This is a genomic window from Leifsonia sp. NPDC102414, from assembly GCF_044765685.1.
Classification (GTDB): domain Bacteria; phylum Actinomycetota; class Actinomycetes; order Actinomycetales; family Microbacteriaceae; genus Leifsonia.
Map to the genome: position 1 here is coordinate 1,409,969 of NZ_JBIWKN010000001.1, position 16,292 is coordinate 1,426,260.

Below are 16,292 nucleotides of genomic sequence, written 5' to 3' on the forward strand. Positions count from 1 at the left end.
TACGTTACCCCGACCGCAGCGTTGAACTCACAGCATGAGGTCACGCGACTCCCGTACCCTTGGGCCATGACACCGCACGACGCCCAGAAATCGGAAGACGTCGCCGAGTCCCTGAGCGGGCCGGCGGACGGTCTGGACTCCTCCGATGCGGCCGTGAAGGCGGATGAGGACCGCGGTCCAGACCTCCCCAACATCCCGCTGCTGGATGCGTCCCCCGCCAACCCCGCCGAGATCAAGCCCACCTGGCGCGGCTGGATCCACGCCGGCACCTTCCCCGTCACCATCGCGGCAGGGATCGTGCTCATCACGCTCGCGCACGGCGCCCCGGCGAAGTGGTCGTCCGCGGTGTTCGTGCTCACCTCGCTGCTGCTGTTCGGCAACTCGGCGCTCTACCACCGCTTCAACTGGAAGCCGAGGATGAAGGTCCTCCTCAAGCGGATCGACCACGCCAACATCTTCCTGCTGATCGCGGGGACATACACCCCGCTCGCCGTGCTCGCGCTGCCGCCGTCGAAGGGCATCCTGCTGCTGTCGCTGGTCTGGGCCGGGGCGCTGCTCGGCATCGCCTTCCGGGTGTTCTGGATCCACGCGCCGCGCTGGCTGTACGTCCCGCTCTACCTGGCGCTCGGCTGGGGCGCGCTGATGTACGTCGTCGACCTGCTCGACGCGAACGTCGCCATGATGGTGCTGGTGCTCGTCGGCGGGCTGTTCTACTCGATCGGAGCGGTCATCTACGGCATCAAGAAGCCGAACCCGGTGCCCGGCGTCTTCGGGTTCCACGAGATCTTCCACACGCTGACCGTCCTGGCGTTCCTCTGCCACTGGACGGCGGTGCTGCTGATCGCGCTGCACCCGGTCTACAACGCGGGCTGAGCGCGGGGCGACTCAGCGCCGGGCGACTCAGCGAGCGGTGTCGTCCTGGCCGTCCGGCCCCGCCTCGCCGCTCTGGCCAGCCTGCTCGGCGTCCAGCTTCTCCGCGATCTCGGCGCGGTAACGCACCCGCCGGATGCGCCTGGTCATGTCGAGCGCGAGGAGCACGGCCGCGACGGCCACCAGGAAGGTGACCACGAAGCCGACGACGCCCGGGGTGACCTGGTCGTCGCTCGGGCCGCCGGTCGGAGTGGGCGTCGGGGTCGCAGCGGTGACCCACACGGCCGCGCGCAGCAGCGCATCCTGGATCATCGCACTCCCTCGCGGTCGAGAACGATTCCTGCGCGCAGGGCGGTTACGGGCATCCGGGTCTCCACTTTCGAGCCGTGGACGAAGCGCAGGGTTTCACAGCTTCGTCTCCTAGTCTGGGTTCAAGCCTACCGTCGCCAGGACGGTGCACTTTCCACGGGAGAACGCTCAGTGCAGGGAGAAGCATGGCGGTGACCGAGACCATCGATCGCCGTTACGGTCGTACGCCCAATCGCAAACGCCGGGATCGCTGGTGGATCATCGGAGCGGCCATCGCGTTCGTCGCGATCTTCACCGCGTGGGTGTTCTGGGCCGGCTGGGACAACGACCAGGCCGACCTGGAGACCACGGACACGGCGTACACGATCACGGATGCGCATCACGTCTCGATCAGCTTCTCCGTGAACACGCCGCCCGGCACCCCGGTGACCTGCGCCATCCAGGCGCTGAACGAATCGTTCGCGGTCGTCGGCTGGCGCATCATCAGCATTCCGGCCTCCGAGAAACGTCTCACCGAATACACGGAGACGATCAGGACGACCGAACAAAGCAATACCGGTTTGATTTCCAGCTGCTGGCTGACCTAGGATTCTTCGATACGCCCCGACCTGATGTCGGGGCGTCGACTTTATCCAGCCGGTCCCCGGACCGGCCGATCTGCCCAGCCGGCCCCCGGACCGGCGGCGCAAAGGAGTTCATCATGTCTCAGGAGTCTCAGGTCAGCTTTCTGACCCAGGATGCGTACGACCGTCTCGCGGCCGAACTCGAGGAGCTCAGCGTCAACGGCCGAAACGAGATCGCGAAGCGCATCGAAGCGGCCCGCGAGGAGGGCGACCTCAAGGAGAACGGCGGATACCACGCCGCGAAGGACGAGCAGGGCAAGATCGAGGCCCGCATCGTGCAGCTCACCAACCTGCTGCGCAACTCGACGGTGAGCGAAGCCCCGCAGAGCCACGGTGTCGTGGAGCCGGGAACGGTCATCACCGCGACGATCGCGGGCGACGAGAGCACGTTCCTCATCGGCAACCGCGAGATCGCCGCAGGGACCGACCTCCAGGTCTACTCCGAGGGCAGCCCGCTGGGCGAGGCCATCCTCGGCCTCAAGGTCGACGAGTCGACCACGTACACGGCCCCGAACGGCAAGCAGATCGCCGTCACCATCCTGAAGGTCGAGACCTACACCGGCTGACCGCCGCTCGACTCGTACGAAAAGCGCGGTGCAGGAATCCTGCACCGCGCTTTTTGCACGACTCGTGCGGCCTACTCGTAGTCGAGGACGGGGTCGTAGCCCGCGGCGCGCAGCGCCTCGATGACGTGGTGGCGGTGATCGGTGCCGCGGGTCTCGACGCTGACGTCGAGCTCCACCTGACTGAGCTGCAGGCCACGGCCATGGCGGGTGTGCAGCACCTCGACCACGTTGGCGTTGACGCCAGCGAGGATCTCGGAGATGCGCGCGAGCTGACCGGGACGGTCGGGCAGCATGATCGTGAGCTTGAGGTAGCGGTCGGAGGCGGCGAGACCGTGGCTGATGATGCGCTGCATCAGCAGCGGGTCGATGTTGCCTCCGGAGAGGATCGCGACGGTCGGACCGAGCGCGGGGATCTTGCCGGCGAGGATCGCCGCGACTGCGGCGGCGCCCGCGGGCTCGACGACGAGCTTCGCCCGTTCGAGCAGCACGAGCAGCGCGCGGGCGATGTCGTCCTCCGACACGGTGACGATCTCGTCGACCACGTCGCGGATGATCTGGAAGTTGAGGGCGCCCGGCTTGCTCACGGCGATGCCGTCCGCGATGGTCGCGACGAGCGCGATCTCGGTCGGCTCGCCCGCGTCGAGCGACGGAGGGTACGCGGCGGCGTTCGCGGCCTGCACGCCGATCACGCGGATCTCGCGCCCCTCGGCCGCCGCACGCTGCTTGACGGCGCTGGCGACACCGGAGATGAGCCCGCCGCCGCCGATCGGCACGACGACGGTGGCCGCATCCGGAACGTCCTCGAGGATCTCGAGCCCGAGCGTGCCCTGGCCTGCGACCACGTCCGGGTGGTCGAACGGCGGGATGAGGACGGCGCCGGTCTCGGCGGCGAAGTCGGCGGCGGCGCGCAGCGTCTCGTCGACGATGCTGCCGCTGAGGACCACATCCGCCCCGTAGTCGCGGGTGGCCTGGAACTTGGGGATGGCGACGCCCACCGGCATGAAGATGGTGGCGTGGATGCCCAGCTCCCTGGCCGCGAACGCGACCCCCTGAGCATGGTTGCCCGCCGAGGCCGCGACGACGCCGCGCTCGCGTTCCTCCGCGGTCAGCTTGGCCATCCTGTTGTATGCACCGCGGATCTTGTACGACCCGGTGCGCTGCAGGTTCTCGCACTTGAGGAGCACCGGTGCGCCGAGCACATCGGCGAGGAACCGCGACGTCTCGACCGGTGTCGGCTCCGCGACCCTGGACACGATGGCACGCGCGGCCTCTATCTCGTCGAGGCTCGGCCCAGCGAAAGGAGTGCGCGTCGAATCAGTCAGCGTGGCCACGGGGGACAGCCTACTCGCGGACGTATTCCGCCAGCCGAATGTGACCCACGGGGACCGTTGTCGCCCGCATCCGGTGCGGCGCCGTCACCATCACGTGCGCGCCCTGCGCGGCTGCCGAGGCACTGTCTGCCAGAGCACGGTATCCGGCGCGGCGTACGGGCCGGCGGAGCCCTCGCGCCACGCTCCGCTCGACACATAGTGCACCATCACGTTGAGCACGGCCGCCACGGGCACCGCGAACAGCGCGCCGGGAATGCCTGCGAGGAGCGAACCGGCTGCGACGGCGAGCACGACAGCCAGCGGATGCACCTTGACCGCCGTCCCCATGATCAGCGGCTGCAGCACGTGACCCTCGATCTGCTGCACCAGGAGCACGACAGCGAGCATGATGACCGCGAACACCCAGCCTTTGAAGATCAGCGCGATGAAGATCGCCAGCGCGCCGGTGACCACGGCGCCCACCACGGGGATGAACGAGCCGAGGAAGACCAGCACGGCGATCGGGATCACCAGCGGCAGCCCCAGGAAGAACGCCCCGAGGCCGATGCCGAGCGCGTCGATGGACGCGACCAGGATCTGCACCTTCACGAAGTTGCGCAGCGTCACCCAGCCGGCCTGACCCGCGCCGTCGACCGCCCGGCGGGCGCGCTTCGGGAAGATGCGCACGATCCAGTTCCAGATCGAGCGGCCGTCGATGAGGATGAACAGCGTGCTGAACAGGGTGAGCAGCACCCCGGCGAGCACGTGGCCGAGCGTCGAGCCGATCGAGAGGGCGCCGGAGATGAAGATCTGGCTGTCCTGCTGGATGGATTTGGTGAGCGAGTCGAGCGCTCCGCTGATCTGGCTCTCACTGAGACCGAGCGGCCCGGAGGTGAGCCACGCGCGGAACTGATCGTACGCGGCCACCGACTGCGTCTGCAGCTCGTGGCTCTGCCGCGTGACCTGCCAGACCGCCAGGTAGAGCAGCCCGCCGATCACCACGATCACCGAGACCATCGCGGCCACGATCGCCGCCCAGCGCGGCCACCGGTGACGGTGCAGGAAGTCGACGAACGGCACGAGCAGCGCTGAGATGAGCACGGCGATCAGCAACGGGATGATGATGAGCCGCAACTGCACCACGAGGAAGATCGCGACGGCGATGACCGCGCCGATGACCAGCAGCCGCCACGACCAGGCGCCGGCCACGAGCATCCCGTGCGGCAGCGACTCTTCGATCGACGCGCCAGGCTCGCCCGGCTGCCCGGTGCGCGCCGGCTTGCCCTGCGCGGCCCCGCGGGCTTTGAGGAACCAGCCGCGCGCAGGCGCGCGGTTCTCGCCCGGCGTGACGGTGATCTGCTTCGGCGTCGCGTCGTTGTCTGACATGCTCGCCAGTCTAGGCTGGCCGTTCCTGGCGTCCACGGGGTTGACGCGGGCTGTGCGCAACGCACAGGAGGCGCACAGCTGTGGAGGGCAGGGCGGCTCCCGGCGGTGCCGCGACCGTCCTCAGTCCTGGGGAGCGGCTCCCACCGTCACCGGCGTCCCTGCCAGCGACAGGTGGATGCGCTCCCCCTGCGCAGGAGCGTTCCTTGTCTCGTGCTGCACGGCCAGTTCCGTGCCGTCGTCGAGGCGCACCCTGGTGCGGCGCAGCGCTCCGAGGAAGCTCGTCGTCAGCACAACACCGGACAGCGCGGAGACGCCGGTCCCTGTGCCCGCCTCGCCCGTGAACAGCACGTCCTCCGGGCGGAGGTACACCGTCACGGAGCCGTCCGCGGACGGGGACACCAGCGGCACGCGCATCCCGAACACGGTCAGCTCTCCCCCCGCGACGACGCCCGGCACGCGGTTGGTGAGACCGACGAACTCGGCGACGAACGCGGACACCGGCCTGCGGTACAGCTCCTCCGGCTCGCCGATCTGCTCGATGTCGCCGGCGCGCATCACGGCGACCCGGTCGGCGACGGCGAGCGCCTCCTCCTGGTCGTGCGTGACGAAGAAGGTGGTGATGCCGAGCTCGGTCTGGATGCGGCGGATCTCGTCGCGCAGCTGCACCCTGACCTTCGCATCCAGGGCGGACAGCGGCTCGTCGAGGAGCAGCACGCGCGGGCGGGTCACGAGCGCCCTGGCGAGGGCGACGCGCTGCTGCTGACCGCCGGACAGCTGGTGGGCGTAGCGGTCGGCGTGGTGGTCGAGCCCGACCAGTTCGAGGGCCTCTGCTGCTCGGCGGCGGCGGTCGGCGGTCGCGACCCTGCGCATCCGGAGACCGAATTCGACGTTCTGCCCTGCGGTGAGGTGCGGGAAGAGCGAGTACGACTGGAAGACCATGCCGAGGTCGCGGCGGTTGGTCGGCTGGTCGGTGACGTCCTCTCCGTCGATGAGGATGCTTCCCGCGTCCACCCGCTCCAGCCCGGCGAGCGCGCGGAGGGCCGTGGTCTTGCCGCAGCCGCTCGGGCCGAGCAGGGCGATCAGCTCGCCGGGGCGGGCGCTGAGGCTCAGCCCGGCGAGACCGGCGCCTCCACCGAAATCGCGGACCACGCCGCGGAGTTCGACGGTGCTGCCGAGCCCTGGCGCGGACGCGGATCCGGGGCGGACGGAGGTTTCGAGTGCGGACACAGGTCAGCCTTTCGCTGAGCGTCGACGGCCGGCCGTCACGAGACGGTCGACGACGAAGAGGAGGAGGAACGCGAACACCAGCGCGAGCAGCGCGAAGATGACCGCGACGAACGGGTCGGACTGCGAGACCAGCAGCAGAGCGGTCTGCAGGTTCACCCGGCTGAGGAGCGATGCGATGGTGAACTCGCCGAGCACCACGGCCACCGAGAGCACGCTCGCGGCCAGGATGCCGCGGCGCAGGTTCGGCACCAGGATGCGCAGCAGCACGCTCAGCCAGCCGGCGCCGAGAGAGCGGCCGGCCTCGCTGAGAGTGACGACGTCGATCGCCGCGATGTTGCTCTGGATCGCCCGGTATGCGTACGGCAGCACGAGGATGCCGTACGCGAAGGCGAGCGTCCAGGTGCCAGAGCCGAACAGGTCGGTGACCACCGCGTAGGTCGGGGCGAGCCCGACGACCATCACGATCGCGGGGATCACGATCGGCAGCAGGCACACCAGCTCCAGCACGCGCCGCAGTCTCGGGATGCGCACCTCGACCAGGATCATCGTCGGCAGCAGCACGAGCAGCACGATCGCGACGGTGACCACCGCGAGCACGAGCGAGTTGCCGAGCCCCTGGTAGATGCGGTCGTACCGGGTGGTCTCGCCGCTGAAGACGACCACCCACCTGTCGAAGCTGTAGACGCCGGGCTTCGCGGTGCGCAGCGTGAACTCCAGCATCGAGAACAGCGGGATGAGGAAGAAGAGGCCGAAGATCGTCCAGATGACCGTGCGCGCGACCGGCCCTGGGCCGAAGCGCAGCGCCTGCGCGTTGCGCCGGGCGCGTGTGCGCCGCTTGCTCTCCACCTGCGCGCCGCTCACCGCTGCCACCTGGCGGTGCGGGAGGCGAGCGCGGAGTAGCCGAGCATCACCACGACCATGACCACGAGCATCCCCAGCGACATGGCGCCGGCGAGGTTGGCGCGGCCGAGGACGGTCTCGGAGATGAGCGCCTGGCGGATCTGCAGGGAGACGATGTTGTTGGCCTGCCCGACCAGGGCCGCGGCGGTCGCGTACGACGAGAACGCGTTGGCGAACAGGAGCAGCAGGCTGCCCAGGAACGACGGAAGCAGCACGGGGATGCCCACCCGGAACCAGTAGGTCGCCCTACTGCCGCCGAGGGTGGCGTTCGCCTCCAGCCACTGCGGTTTCAGCCCCTCGAGCGCCGGCATGAAGGTGATGACCATGAGCGGGATCTGGAAGTAGAGGTACGGCAGGATGAGGCCGGGCACCGTGTAGAGCCAGACGCCGTTCTCGTAGATGTTGATGTGGAACTGGTTGCGCAGCAGCACGGTGACGAGCCCCTGCGCGCCGATGGTCGCGATGAACGCGAACGCGAGCATCACGCCGCCGAACTGGGCGAGGACGCTGCTGGCCGAGTCGACCAGCGAGCGGGTCACGCCTCCCGGACGCGAGCGCAGCATGGCGAAGCAGAGCGCGGCGCCGCCGACCGCGCCGACCACGGCGGTCACCGCGGAGAGGAAGAACGCGCCGACGAAGGAGCCGAAGATGGCGGGTTCCGCGAGGCCGGTGAGGTTCGCCCAGGTGAACCGGCCGTCCGCATCCACGAACCCGCTGCCGACCGCGATGATCGTGGGGATCGCGAGGAAGACGACGACGTAGAAGGCGAACGGGGTGAGGCCGAGGACGGCCGGGAGGCCGCGACGGCGACGCCGGGCCTGGGCAGGGCGCGAACCGGATCCGGAGCCCTGCTGCGCCCGCTCAGCCGGCGTGGCGCCGAACGGCGACCGGCGCCGGGTCTCCCCGGCGCCGTCGCTGTCCAGCGGCGGCGCAGCAGCGCCGACGGTGGTGTCTGTCATCAACCGACCGCGTTCGCCCATTTGGCGTTGAGCAGGGTTCCGGCGTCGGTGGCCTGCTTGTCCGTCATGACGGCGGTCTTGTCGAGCTTGCCGGGGAAGTCGGCCTTGTTCAGGGTGCCGGCCTTCTCCATCGCATCCACGCGGGCCGGGTATGCCCCGCCCTTGAGCCAGGCGTTCTGCGCTGCGTCGCTGTAGAGGTACTCCTCCCAGAGGCGTGCGGCGGCCGGGTGCGGCGCGTCCTTGTTGATGGCCTGGTTGTAGTAGCCGACGTACGCGGTGCCGGGGAGCACGGTGTACTTCCAGTTCACGCCGCCGCCCTTGATCGTGTCGGAGGTCGTGTAGCCCTTCTGGTTGAACGACCAGTCGAGCAGCACCGGGGTCTCGCCGGAGGCGATCGTGTTCGGCTTGCCGTCCGCCGCGTTCCAGTTGCCCGCCTTCTTGAGCTTGGCGAACCAGTCGATGCCGGGGGTGAGGTCGTCGAGGGTTCCGCCGGCCTGCAGGTCGGCGAACGCGACGGCGCCCGCCGCAGCGGCTGCCTGGGTCGGGTTGCCGTTCAGCGCGACGGCGCCCTTGTACTCGGAGCCGAGCAGGTCGTCGAGGCTCTTCGGGGCCGACTTGATCTTGTTGGCGTCGTAGCCGACCGCCATCACGCCGTAGTACCCGACCTTCCAGAGGCCGGTGCTCTCCTTCTCGTCGGCGGGGATGTCGTCCCAGCCGGTGGGCTTGTACGGCGCGAAGTACTCGGTGTTGGCGAGGGCGACGGACGAGCCGATGTCGAAGGTGTCGGGAGCGGTGTCCTGACCCTTGAGCTTCTTCGCGGCGTCGATCTCCTCCTGGCTGGATGCGCTGTCCTGGCTCGGGTTGATCGTGATCCCGTACTTCTTGGTGAAGCCGTCGAAGATCTCCTGGTAGTTCGCCCAGTCGCCGGGCGTCGCGATGATGTTGAGGGTGCCCTCCTTCTTCGCGGCGGCGATGAGCGCATCCATGCCGCCCGCTGCCTTCACATCGGCTGCCGATGCGATGTCCTTCGACGCGGTCGGGTCTGCTGCGTTCGCCCCGCCGGTGCAGGCGGCGAGCGAGAGTGCGACGACGGTGGCCGCGGCGGCAAGGCCGGCGACGCGTGCGCGCTTGAATGTCACGGTTCCTCCAGTGTGGGGTGCCCGGTTGGTCGCCCCGCGTTCGGTCGCGGGACACATGGATTCCCGTCCGGGCCGATGCAAACGTATGGCGGTCGTTCGACCGGCCGGGGTGGCGTCGATGGACGGCAGGTGAACGAGCGGAGAAGGACTGTCCGAGGTTCCCGCTATGGTCGACACCGTGGTAGAAAAGGTCTCCCCCGCGCTCGCACGCCGTATCGCCCTCGCCGCGCAGGGGTTCGGCCGCCCGCATCCCGAGTCGGTCGGCACCCGGCAGCTCAACGGGGTGATCGACCGCATCAACCTGCTGCAGATCGACTCGGTCAACGTGTTCGAGCGCAGCCACTATCTGCCGGTGTTCGCGCGGGTCGGCGCCTACGACAAAGAACTGCTCGACAGGCTGACCTTCGCCGCGAAGTCGCCGCACACGGAGTACTGGCCGCACGAGGCCGGGTTCATCCGGCGCGAGGACTGGCCGCTGTTCCAGTGGCGGATGGACAATTTCCGGGCGCGCTACGGCACGGACCCCGACGGGTGGTACCAGCGGAACGCATCCACGGTGGAGTGGCTGCGCGCCGAGCTCGCCGACCGCGGGCCGCTCGTCGCCGGCGAGATCGAGCACGACGCGAACAAGCGCAGCGGGCCGTGGTGGGGCTGGTCGGATGTGAAGCGGGCGCTGGAGTTCCTGTTCCTGTTCGGCGAGGTGGCGGTGGCGGGGCGCACGCGGTTCCAGCGCCGGTACGCTCTCGCGGAGGACGTGCTGCCCGCGTCGGTTCTCGAGACGACGGTGCCGACCGTGGATGCGGTGCGCGAGCTGATCCGCCGCTCCGCCGTCGCGCACGGGATCGGCACGGCAGCCGACCTGGGCGACTACTACCGCATCAAGCGCGCTCCGGCCGTCGCGGCCATCCAGGAGCTGGAAGACGCCGGCGAGCTCATCCCGGTGACGGTCGGCGGCTGGGAGCGCAGCGGCAGGCCGGAGAAGGCGTGGCTGCACCGGGATGCGCGACTCCCCCGGCGGGTGTCGGCCGCGGCCCTGCTCTCGCCGTTCGACCCGGTGGTCTGGTATCGCGACCGGGCGCTGCGGATGTTCGACTTCCACTACCGCATCGAGATCTACACCCCGGCCGAGAAGCGGATCTTCGGGTACTACACGCTGCCCATCCTGCTGGACGACCGCGTGGTGGGGCGCATCGACCTGAAGAGCGACAGGCAGGCGCGCGTGCTGCGGGTGCAGTCGGCGTGGTCGGAACCCGGAGCGCCCGCCGAAACCGTGGAGCGTCTGGTGCCGCTGCTGCGCAGCACCGCTGCCTGGCAGGGCCTCGACACGGTCTCCGTCACCACCCCGCACCGCGGCGACCTCGCCCCCCGCCTCGCCGCCGCCCTCTGATCCGCCCCGGTCCCCCTCCCCCGGTCCCCCTTCCGAAACCATCGAGTCCGAAGTTGTTCAGGCGACACGCCGAGCCGGGACAGGAACAACTTCAGACTCGATTGCTTGGGGCGGAGCGGCGGGCGGGCGTAGGGTGCGGGCATGAGTTCACCGCTGGAGTATCTGGACGCTGCCGGGGCCGATGAGGCCGACTTCGAATCGCCGATGCGCGAGCTCTACGCCTACCGCGACGGCGACACCTGGGTCGACGGGTTCGTCACCGGGGTCAAACGCGGGGGCGCGCAGGACGGCTCCACGCTGGTGCAGTTCGACGGACGCACCTGGGTGCCCGCCTCCGAGGTGCGGGCGTCCGACCACTACGTCGCTGTGCTCCTCAACCCGGACGACACCGTCTACGCGGAGGTCGTGCAGAGCTACATCGACGGCCGGCCCGCCGACCCGATCCGCGACGTCTCCACCGTCGACGGCCAGAACGTCGGCACGCTCTGGCACCCGGTGGATGCGCCGCGCACGTCGTCCACGCGCATCCCGTACCGCTACGCGGGAACCGCCGAACTCGACTGACGTCCCCGCCCGCAGCAATCGAGCCGGGAGTCATGCACGCTCCGCGCGGCGTGTTGCGTGCAGAACTCCCGGCTCGATTGCTTAGAAGGTGGAGCCCATCTTCTCGAGGCGCTCCACGCGCTCTGGGATGGGCGGATGCGTGCTGAACAGACGGCTCATCAGGCTCGGCTTGAGCGGGTTGGCGATCCAGAGGTGCGCCATCGACGAGTTCTGCTTCTGCATCGGCCGGCCGTATGCCTCCAGCTTGAGCAGGGCGCTCGCGAGCGCATCCGGGTGCCGGGTGGTCATGGCTCCCGTGGCGTCGGCGAGGTATTCGCGCTGGCGGGAGACCGCGAGCTGCACGAGGGTCGCGACGAGCGGGGCGATGATCGCGGCGATGAGGCCGAAGACGATGATGACCGGGTTGCCGCCGCCACCGCCACCGCCGTTGTTGTTGCGGTTGCCGCCCATGCCGCCGAAGAACGCCATGCGCAGGAAGATGTCCGCGATGAAGCCGATCGCCACCGTGAGGCCGAAGACGATCATCGACAGCCGGATGTCGTAATTGCGCACGTGACCGAGCTCGTGCGCCATGACGCCTTCGAGCTCGGCGTCGGTCATGATGTCGAGCAGTCCCGTGGTGGCCGCGACGGAGGCGTGCTGCGGGTCGCGCCCGGTGGCGAACGCGTTCGGCGCTGGGTCGTTGACCACGTAGACCGCCGGCATCGGCGTTCCCGTGGTGATCGACAGGTTCTCCACCACGTTCCACAGCCGCGGGTTGTCCGCCTTGGTGATGGGGACGGCGCCCGACATGCTCAGCGCCTGACTGCTGGCCAGGAAGTACTGCACCACCGCGTAGAGGGTGGCGCCGATGATCACGAACCAGAGGATCGTGTAGCTGTGGTAAATCAGGCTCGCCAGCCAGCCGAGCCCACCGATGATGATCAGGAACAGCAGGATCGTGAAGACCGTATTGCGCTTGTTCCTGGCTATCGCCCTATACATCGCCGCCCGCTAGAACTGGACGCGCGGGGGCTCGGCGATGGCCGCGAGGTCGCTGACCTCGAAGAAGTCGCGCTCGGTGAAGCCCATGCGCTTGGCGAAGATGTTGTTCGGGAAGACCTTGATCTTGGTGTTCAGCTCGCGGACGCCGCCGTTGTAGAACCGGCGCGACGCCTGGATCTTGTCCTCGGTGTCGACCAGATCGGCCTGCAGGCGCAGGAAGTTCTGGCTGGCCTGGAGCTGCGGGTACGCCTCAGCGACCGCGAAGATGCTCTTCAGCGCGCTCTGCATGTGGCCCTCGGCCACGGACGCTTCCGCCGGCCCCTGCGCGGACAGGGTCTCTGCACGCGCCTGCGTCACGGACTCGAAGACGCCCTTCTCGTGCGCCGCGTATCCCTTGACCGTCTCGATGAGGTTCGGGATGAGGTCGGCACGCCGCTTGAGCTGCACCGTGATGTCGCTCCACGCCTCGTCGACGCGGACCTTGAGAGTCACCAGCGAGTTGTAGGTGGCCCACAGGTAGATCCCGATGATCGCGACGATCACGACGACGATGATGACCGGGATGAGCCATTCCATTTTCGGGTACTCCTTGGTGTGCTGGCGCGTGAACGACGTGGCGCAGATCCCATCCTAACGGCGGGTCACGGCGCTCCCACCGCGTTCCCACCACTCTCAAAGCAAGCGTGGTGCCGTTCGGCAGGCGGCGCCCGCGCGGGTGCACAATGGGCAGGTGAGTGAGGTCGCCGAACGTCGCAGACGGGGCCGTCCGCGCAAGGAGCGCGACGGCGCATCCACCAAGTCCGCCATCCTCAAGGCGGCGACGGAGGAGTTCGCCGAGCACGGGTACGACGCGGCGTCGTTGCGGGCGATCGCGCGGAGGGCGGGCGTCGACTCTGCCCTCGTGCACCACTACTTCGACGACAAGGCCGAGCTGTTCACCGCGTCCCTGGATGCGCCCCTGCGCCCCGACCGCATCCTGGACGTCATCCTGGCCGGACCGCGGGAGGAGATCGGCGCCTCCGTGGTGCGCCTGCTGCTGCGGCAGCTCGACGACGCGAAGTCGCAGGCCCGCATCGTCGCGATCCTGCGCACGGCTCTCGGCAGCGGTCCCGGCAGCCGGATGCTGAAGGAGTTCCTGACCAGGGAGGTGTTCGTGCGGCTTGCCGCGCTCGCGGGAGGCCAGGACGCCGATCTGCGAGCGAATCTCGCCGCATCCCAGCTTGTCGGGCTGATGCTCGCCCGGTTCGTGCTCAAACTGGAGCCGATCGCGCACGCGTCCGCCGACGAGCTGGCGCGGCGGGTCGGGCCTGTGGTGCAGTGGCATCTGTTCGGGGACCCGTCCGCGGGGAGCCTGGACCGTCCTTGACGCGTCGCCGTGCCGGGCGAATAATTCATCACATGATGAATTCCTCGATGGGCACGGCGGTCTCCGTGGACGGTCTGACGGTGCGCCGCGGCCGCGCGACGATCCTCGACGGCCTGACCCTGCGCATCCCGCGCGGTGAAGTGGTCGGCCTGCTGGGGCCGAGCGGATGCGGGAAGACGACGCTCTTGCGCTCGATCGTCGGGGTGCAGCGCGTCGCTGGCGGGACCGTCGAGGTGCTCGGAGAACCGGCCGGCTCTGCCGGGCTGCGACACAGGGTGGGCTACGTCACCCAGGCGGCGAGCGTCTACGACGACCTCACGGTGCAGCAGAACCTCGCGTACTTCCGGCGCATCCTCGGGGCGGCGAAGGCCGACGTCGACCGCGCGATCGAGGCGACCGACCTCGGTGCGAACGCCGGGCAGCTCGTCTCCACGCTTTCCGGCGGGCAGCGCAGCCGCGTCTCCCTGGCCGCGGCCCTGCTCGGCTCCCCCGACCTGCTCGTGCTGGACGAGCCGACGGTCGGCCTCGACCCGCTCCTCCGGGTGGAGCTGTGGGAGCTGTTCCACCGCCTGGCCGATGCCGGCACGAGTCTGCTCATCTCGAGTCACGTGATGGACGAGGCCAGCCGCTGCGACCGGCTGCTGCTGATGCGCGACGGGGCGATCCTCGCGGATGAGACGCCCGCATCCCTGCTGGCCACGACGGGGGCCGCGGATGCGGAGGGTGCGTTCCTGGCGCTCATCCGCCGCCGCCATCCCAAGCACGCGCTGCCGGATGCGGACGGCGTTGACGGCACGGACGGCGCGGGCTCCGCACACTCCGACGAGGACGAGGACGAGGGCGGGGCAGCGCGATGAACGGCTCCCGCACCATCGCGACCGCCGGCAGGGTGCTCACGCAGATCCGGCACGACCCGCGCACGATCGGGCTGCTCGTCGTCGTGCCCAGCCTGCTGATCGGGCTGGTCGCGTGGATCTTCACGGACACTCCGGTGTTCTCCACGATCGGCCCGGCGATGCTCGCCCTGTTCCCGTTCATCGTGATGTTCCTGGTGACGAGCATCACCACGCTGCGCGAACGGCGCACGGGCACGCTGGAGCGCCTGTTGTCGATGCCCCTCGGCAAGGCGGATTTCATTCTGGGATACACGCTCGCGTTCGGGCTGCTGGCGATCGTCCAGACGCTCGTGGCGGTCGGCTACGCCGTGTGGGTGTGCGGGCTGGAGATCAAGGGCAGCGTGTGGCTGCTGATCGCGGTCGCGCTCGCCGACGCGATCCTGGGGACGACGCTCGGCCTGTTCGTGAGCGCGTTCGCCCGCACCGAGTTCCAGGTGGTGCAGTTCATGCCGGCCCTGGTGTTCCCGCAGATCCTGCTCGGCGGCATCTTCATCCCGCGCGAGCAGCTGCCGGATGCGCTGCACATCATCAGCGACTGGCTCCCGCTCTCGCACGCCATCGACGCGCTGAACGCGGTGGCGAACGACACGCACGACGCCGCATACGTCGGAGGCGAGCTCCTCATCATCGGAGCGTTCGCCCTTGCCGCGATCATGCTCGGCGCCCTCACCCTGCAGCGCCGCACCGCCTGATCCCATCCGCCCCGCCCCCTCCCGCGACCCGCCCCCTGATAATCGAGCCCGGAGTTGTGCACGCTTTCCACGGCGTGTCGCGTGAATAACTCCGGGCTCGATTATCAGGGGGCGCGGGTAGTGGGGAACGACGACGCGGCGCCGACGCTCCCAGGTGCCCGACACCGGGGGCGGCGACGCCGCGATCGTGTTCCGCTGGCGACACCCGTGGTCGGACGGATGCCGTCAGAGCTCGGCTAGGGACAACCCCAATATCCCGATGGGGTCAGCACGAGCGTTGCGCCGGGGCACGGACCGCACCCCGAATTGTCCGGGGGCACGGACGACACCCCCGGGGCGTAGTACGGCGCTGCCGCGGCGGGCGCGGCGGCCGACGTGTGCGATGGGGCGGCGGAGTCGGCGGCGCGGCTCCTCGCCTCCTGGTATTCGGCGGCGACGACGGCCGCCGCCCGCGCGGCGGCCTCTGCCGCGAAGCGCTGCAGTTCGGCCTGCTCGAAGGCGGCCACAGAGTCCGTCACAGCCTTCTCCGACTCCTTCAGCGTGACGACGGACGCGGTCACGGCGAACGCCGTCGCACCGGATGCGCGGCTCGCGACGGCGTCGATGGCGACGCTCAGTGCATCCCGGCCGGCTTCAGCGGCTTTGCCGGCGCTCGACGCGAGCACGTCGCGGGCGCGCACGAGCTCTGCGGCTGCCGCAGCGACGGCCGCAGAGCGGCGAGCGTCGGCGACCGCGACACGGACCGCGGCACCGGATGCGCGGTTCCCGCTGTCCATCCTGGCGACGGCGGCCGTGCGCGCGGTCTCCCGCGCCTCGACGATCGACTTGGAGACGGCGCCGCTGGTCGCGGTGACGACTCCGGCGCCGATGGCGAGCGCGGCGACGACGGCGATGCCGCGGCGGACCACGGCGCCGGCGGCGCTGGCAGAGCGGGTGGTGCGGTCGGACATCGGCTTGCTCCCTGAAGATGAATTATGCTCAATAACTCACAGGCGATTCACAGCTAGCACGGAGTGTTCCAGGGAAATGAGGACGTGTCAAGATTCTCGTTCGTCACACGAGTCACACCCGTTACATCCATCAACCCCGGCCGGGCCCGAAAACACGGGGATTT

At 69.3% G+C, this 16,292-nt stretch carries 18 protein-coding genes; 8 read left to right on the top strand and 10 right to left on the bottom strand.

Going from position 1 to position 16,292, the window contains the following annotated elements:
• Window positions 1-66 precede the first annotated feature (66 nt).
• Window positions 67-873, top strand: a complete 807-nt coding sequence (locus tag ACIRCZ_RS06745) for a hemolysin III family protein (protein WP_082581433.1) — start codon at window positions 67-69, stop codon at window positions 871-873.
• A gap of 27 nt (window positions 874-900) precedes the next feature.
• On the opposite strand, the gene ACIRCZ_RS06750 is transcribed toward ACIRCZ_RS06745, so the two are convergent.
• Window positions 901-1,182: a hypothetical protein gene (locus ACIRCZ_RS06750; protein ID WP_402850963.1), complete on the bottom strand. Its 282-nt coding sequence runs from the start codon at window positions 1,180-1,182 to the stop codon at window positions 901-903.
• Window positions 1,183-1,370: 188 nt separating this feature from the next.
• On the opposite strand from ACIRCZ_RS06750, the gene ACIRCZ_RS06755 reads away from it, so the two are divergent.
• Entirely contained in the window at window positions 1,371-1,766 is a 396-nt protein-coding gene (locus tag ACIRCZ_RS06755; RefSeq protein WP_235500484.1) for a DUF4307 domain-containing protein, read from the top strand.
• A 113-nt stretch (window positions 1,767-1,879) separates the two neighbouring features.
• Window positions 1,880-2,368, top strand: coding sequence for a transcription elongation factor GreA (gene greA, locus ACIRCZ_RS06760; RefSeq protein ID WP_055895562.1), 489 nt, complete (start codon window positions 1,880-1,882; stop codon window positions 2,366-2,368).
• 71 nt (window positions 2,369-2,439) lie between these two features.
• Here the strand turns inward: greA and ilvA are convergent, their stop codons facing one another.
• The 6 genes from ilvA to ACIRCZ_RS06790 form a co-directional block, all read right to left on the bottom strand.
• The gene (gene ilvA / locus ACIRCZ_RS06765) at window positions 2,440-3,699 is read right to left on the bottom strand and encodes a threonine ammonia-lyase (protein ID WP_402850968.1); all 1,260 of its coding nucleotides are present in this window, start codon (window positions 3,697-3,699) and stop codon (window positions 2,440-2,442) included.
• Window positions 3,700-3,789: 90 nt separating this feature from the next.
• Window positions 3,790-5,064 carry an AI-2E family transporter gene (locus ACIRCZ_RS06770; protein WP_402850971.1) on the bottom strand — a complete coding sequence of 425 codons (1,275 nt, stop codon included), beginning with the start codon at window positions 5,062-5,064 and terminating at the stop codon, window positions 3,790-3,792.
• A 120-nt stretch (window positions 5,065-5,184) separates the two neighbouring features.
• A complete protein-coding gene (locus tag ACIRCZ_RS06775) occupies window positions 5,185-6,291 on the bottom strand; it encodes an ABC transporter ATP-binding protein (RefSeq protein ID WP_402850974.1) in 1,107 nt (368 codons plus the stop codon).
• A gap of 3 nt (window positions 6,292-6,294) precedes the next feature.
• Window positions 6,295-7,161: an ABC transporter permease gene (locus ACIRCZ_RS06780; RefSeq protein WP_055895552.1), complete on the bottom strand. Its 867-nt coding sequence runs from the start codon at window positions 7,159-7,161 to the stop codon at window positions 6,295-6,297.
• Complete coding sequence (locus ACIRCZ_RS06785) at window positions 7,149-8,150, bottom strand: ABC transporter permease (protein ID WP_402850978.1); 1,002 nt, start codon at window positions 8,148-8,150, stop codon at window positions 7,149-7,151. The genes ACIRCZ_RS06780 and ACIRCZ_RS06785 overlap by 13 nt, the downstream gene beginning before the upstream one ends.
• Entirely contained in the window at window positions 8,150-9,289 is a 1,140-nt protein-coding gene (locus tag ACIRCZ_RS06790; protein ID WP_055895547.1) for an ABC transporter substrate-binding protein, read from the bottom strand. The genes ACIRCZ_RS06785 and ACIRCZ_RS06790 overlap by 1 nt, the downstream gene beginning before the upstream one ends.
• A 178-nt stretch (window positions 9,290-9,467) precedes the next feature.
• Here ACIRCZ_RS06790 and ACIRCZ_RS06795 point away from each other — a divergent pair, with 178 nt between their 5' ends.
• Both ACIRCZ_RS06795 and ACIRCZ_RS06800 read left to right on the top strand, forming a co-directional pair.
• Window positions 9,468-10,676, top strand: a complete 1,209-nt coding sequence (locus tag ACIRCZ_RS06795; protein ID WP_055896497.1) for a winged helix-turn-helix domain-containing protein — start codon at window positions 9,468-9,470, stop codon at window positions 10,674-10,676.
• Between the two features lie 141 nt (window positions 10,677-10,817).
• The gene (locus ACIRCZ_RS06800; RefSeq protein WP_402850982.1) at window positions 10,818-11,240 is read left to right on the top strand and encodes a hypothetical protein; all 423 of its coding nucleotides are present in this window, start codon (window positions 10,818-10,820) and stop codon (window positions 11,238-11,240) included.
• An 81-nt stretch (window positions 11,241-11,321) separates the two neighbouring features.
• Here the strand turns inward: ACIRCZ_RS06800 and ACIRCZ_RS06805 are convergent, their stop codons facing one another.
• Both ACIRCZ_RS06805 and ACIRCZ_RS06810 read right to left on the bottom strand, forming a co-directional pair.
• Window positions 11,322-12,224, bottom strand: coding sequence for a M48 family metalloprotease (locus ACIRCZ_RS06805; protein ID WP_055895544.1), 903 nt, complete (start codon window positions 12,222-12,224; stop codon window positions 11,322-11,324).
• A gap of 9 nt (window positions 12,225-12,233) precedes the next feature.
• The gene (locus tag ACIRCZ_RS06810) at window positions 12,234-12,800 is read right to left on the bottom strand and encodes a LemA family protein (RefSeq protein WP_055895541.1); all 567 of its coding nucleotides are present in this window, start codon (window positions 12,798-12,800) and stop codon (window positions 12,234-12,236) included.
• A 154-nt stretch (window positions 12,801-12,954) separates the two neighbouring features.
• Between ACIRCZ_RS06810 and ACIRCZ_RS06815 the strand changes: the two genes are divergently transcribed.
• The 3 genes from ACIRCZ_RS06815 to ACIRCZ_RS06825 are packed head-to-tail and all read left to right on the top strand — an operon-like array spanning window position 12,955 to window position 15,178.
• Window positions 12,955-13,590 (top strand): TetR family transcriptional regulator, encoded by a 636-nt coding sequence (locus ACIRCZ_RS06815; RefSeq protein ID WP_082581431.1) that lies wholly within the window; start codon window positions 12,955-12,957, stop codon window positions 13,588-13,590.
• Window positions 13,591-13,622: 32 nt separating this feature from the next.
• A complete protein-coding gene (locus tag ACIRCZ_RS06820) occupies window positions 13,623-14,447 on the top strand; it encodes an ABC transporter ATP-binding protein (RefSeq protein WP_402850987.1) in 825 nt (274 codons plus the stop codon).
• On the top strand, window positions 14,444-15,178 hold the full coding sequence (locus ACIRCZ_RS06825) for an ABC transporter permease (RefSeq protein WP_402850990.1): 735 nt from the start codon (window positions 14,444-14,446) through the stop codon (window positions 15,176-15,178). The genes ACIRCZ_RS06820 and ACIRCZ_RS06825 overlap by 4 nt, the downstream gene beginning before the upstream one ends.
• A 236-nt stretch (window positions 15,179-15,414) precedes the next feature.
• Here ACIRCZ_RS06825 and ACIRCZ_RS06830 read toward each other — a convergent pair whose 3' ends face one another.
• The gene (locus ACIRCZ_RS06830; RefSeq protein ID WP_402850993.1) at window positions 15,415-16,128 is read right to left on the bottom strand and encodes a hypothetical protein; all 714 of its coding nucleotides are present in this window, start codon (window positions 16,126-16,128) and stop codon (window positions 15,415-15,417) included.
• Between the last annotated feature and the right edge of the window lie 164 nt (window positions 16,129-16,292).

Excerpts from the sequence above, each read along its gene's own strand:
- ACIRCZ_RS06745 (WP_082581433.1), top strand. The coding sequence starts at position 67 with ATGACACCGCACGACGCCCAGAAATCGGAAGACGTCGCCGAGTCCCTG.
- ACIRCZ_RS06750 (WP_402850963.1), bottom strand. The coding sequence starts at position 1,182 with ATGATCCAGGATGCGCTGCTGCGCGCGGCCGTGTGGGTCACCGCTGCG.
- greA (WP_055895562.1), top strand. The coding sequence starts at position 1,880 with ATGTCTCAGGAGTCTCAGGTCAGCTTTCTGACCCAGGATGCGTACGAC.
- ACIRCZ_RS06770 (WP_402850971.1), bottom strand. The coding sequence starts at position 5,064 with ATGTCAGACAACGACGCGACGCCGAAGCAGATCACCGTCACGCCGGGC.
- ACIRCZ_RS06785 (WP_402850978.1), bottom strand. The coding sequence starts at position 8,150 with ATGACAGACACCACCGTCGGCGCTGCTGCGCCGCCGCTGGACAGCGAC.
- ACIRCZ_RS06800 (WP_402850982.1), top strand. The coding sequence starts at position 10,818 with ATGAGTTCACCGCTGGAGTATCTGGACGCTGCCGGGGCCGATGAGGCC.
- ACIRCZ_RS06805 (WP_055895544.1), bottom strand. The coding sequence starts at position 12,224 with ATGTATAGGGCGATAGCCAGGAACAAGCGCAATACGGTCTTCACGATC.
- ACIRCZ_RS06810 (WP_055895541.1), bottom strand. The coding sequence starts at position 12,800 with ATGGAATGGCTCATCCCGGTCATCATCGTCGTCGTGATCGTCGCGATC.
- ACIRCZ_RS06820 (WP_402850987.1), top strand. The coding sequence starts at position 13,623 with ATGATGAATTCCTCGATGGGCACGGCGGTCTCCGTGGACGGTCTGACG.
- ACIRCZ_RS06825 (WP_402850990.1), top strand. The coding sequence starts at position 14,444 with ATGAACGGCTCCCGCACCATCGCGACCGCCGGCAGGGTGCTCACGCAG.
- ACIRCZ_RS06830 (WP_402850993.1), bottom strand. The coding sequence starts at position 16,128 with ATGTCCGACCGCACCACCCGCTCTGCCAGCGCCGCCGGCGCCGTGGTC.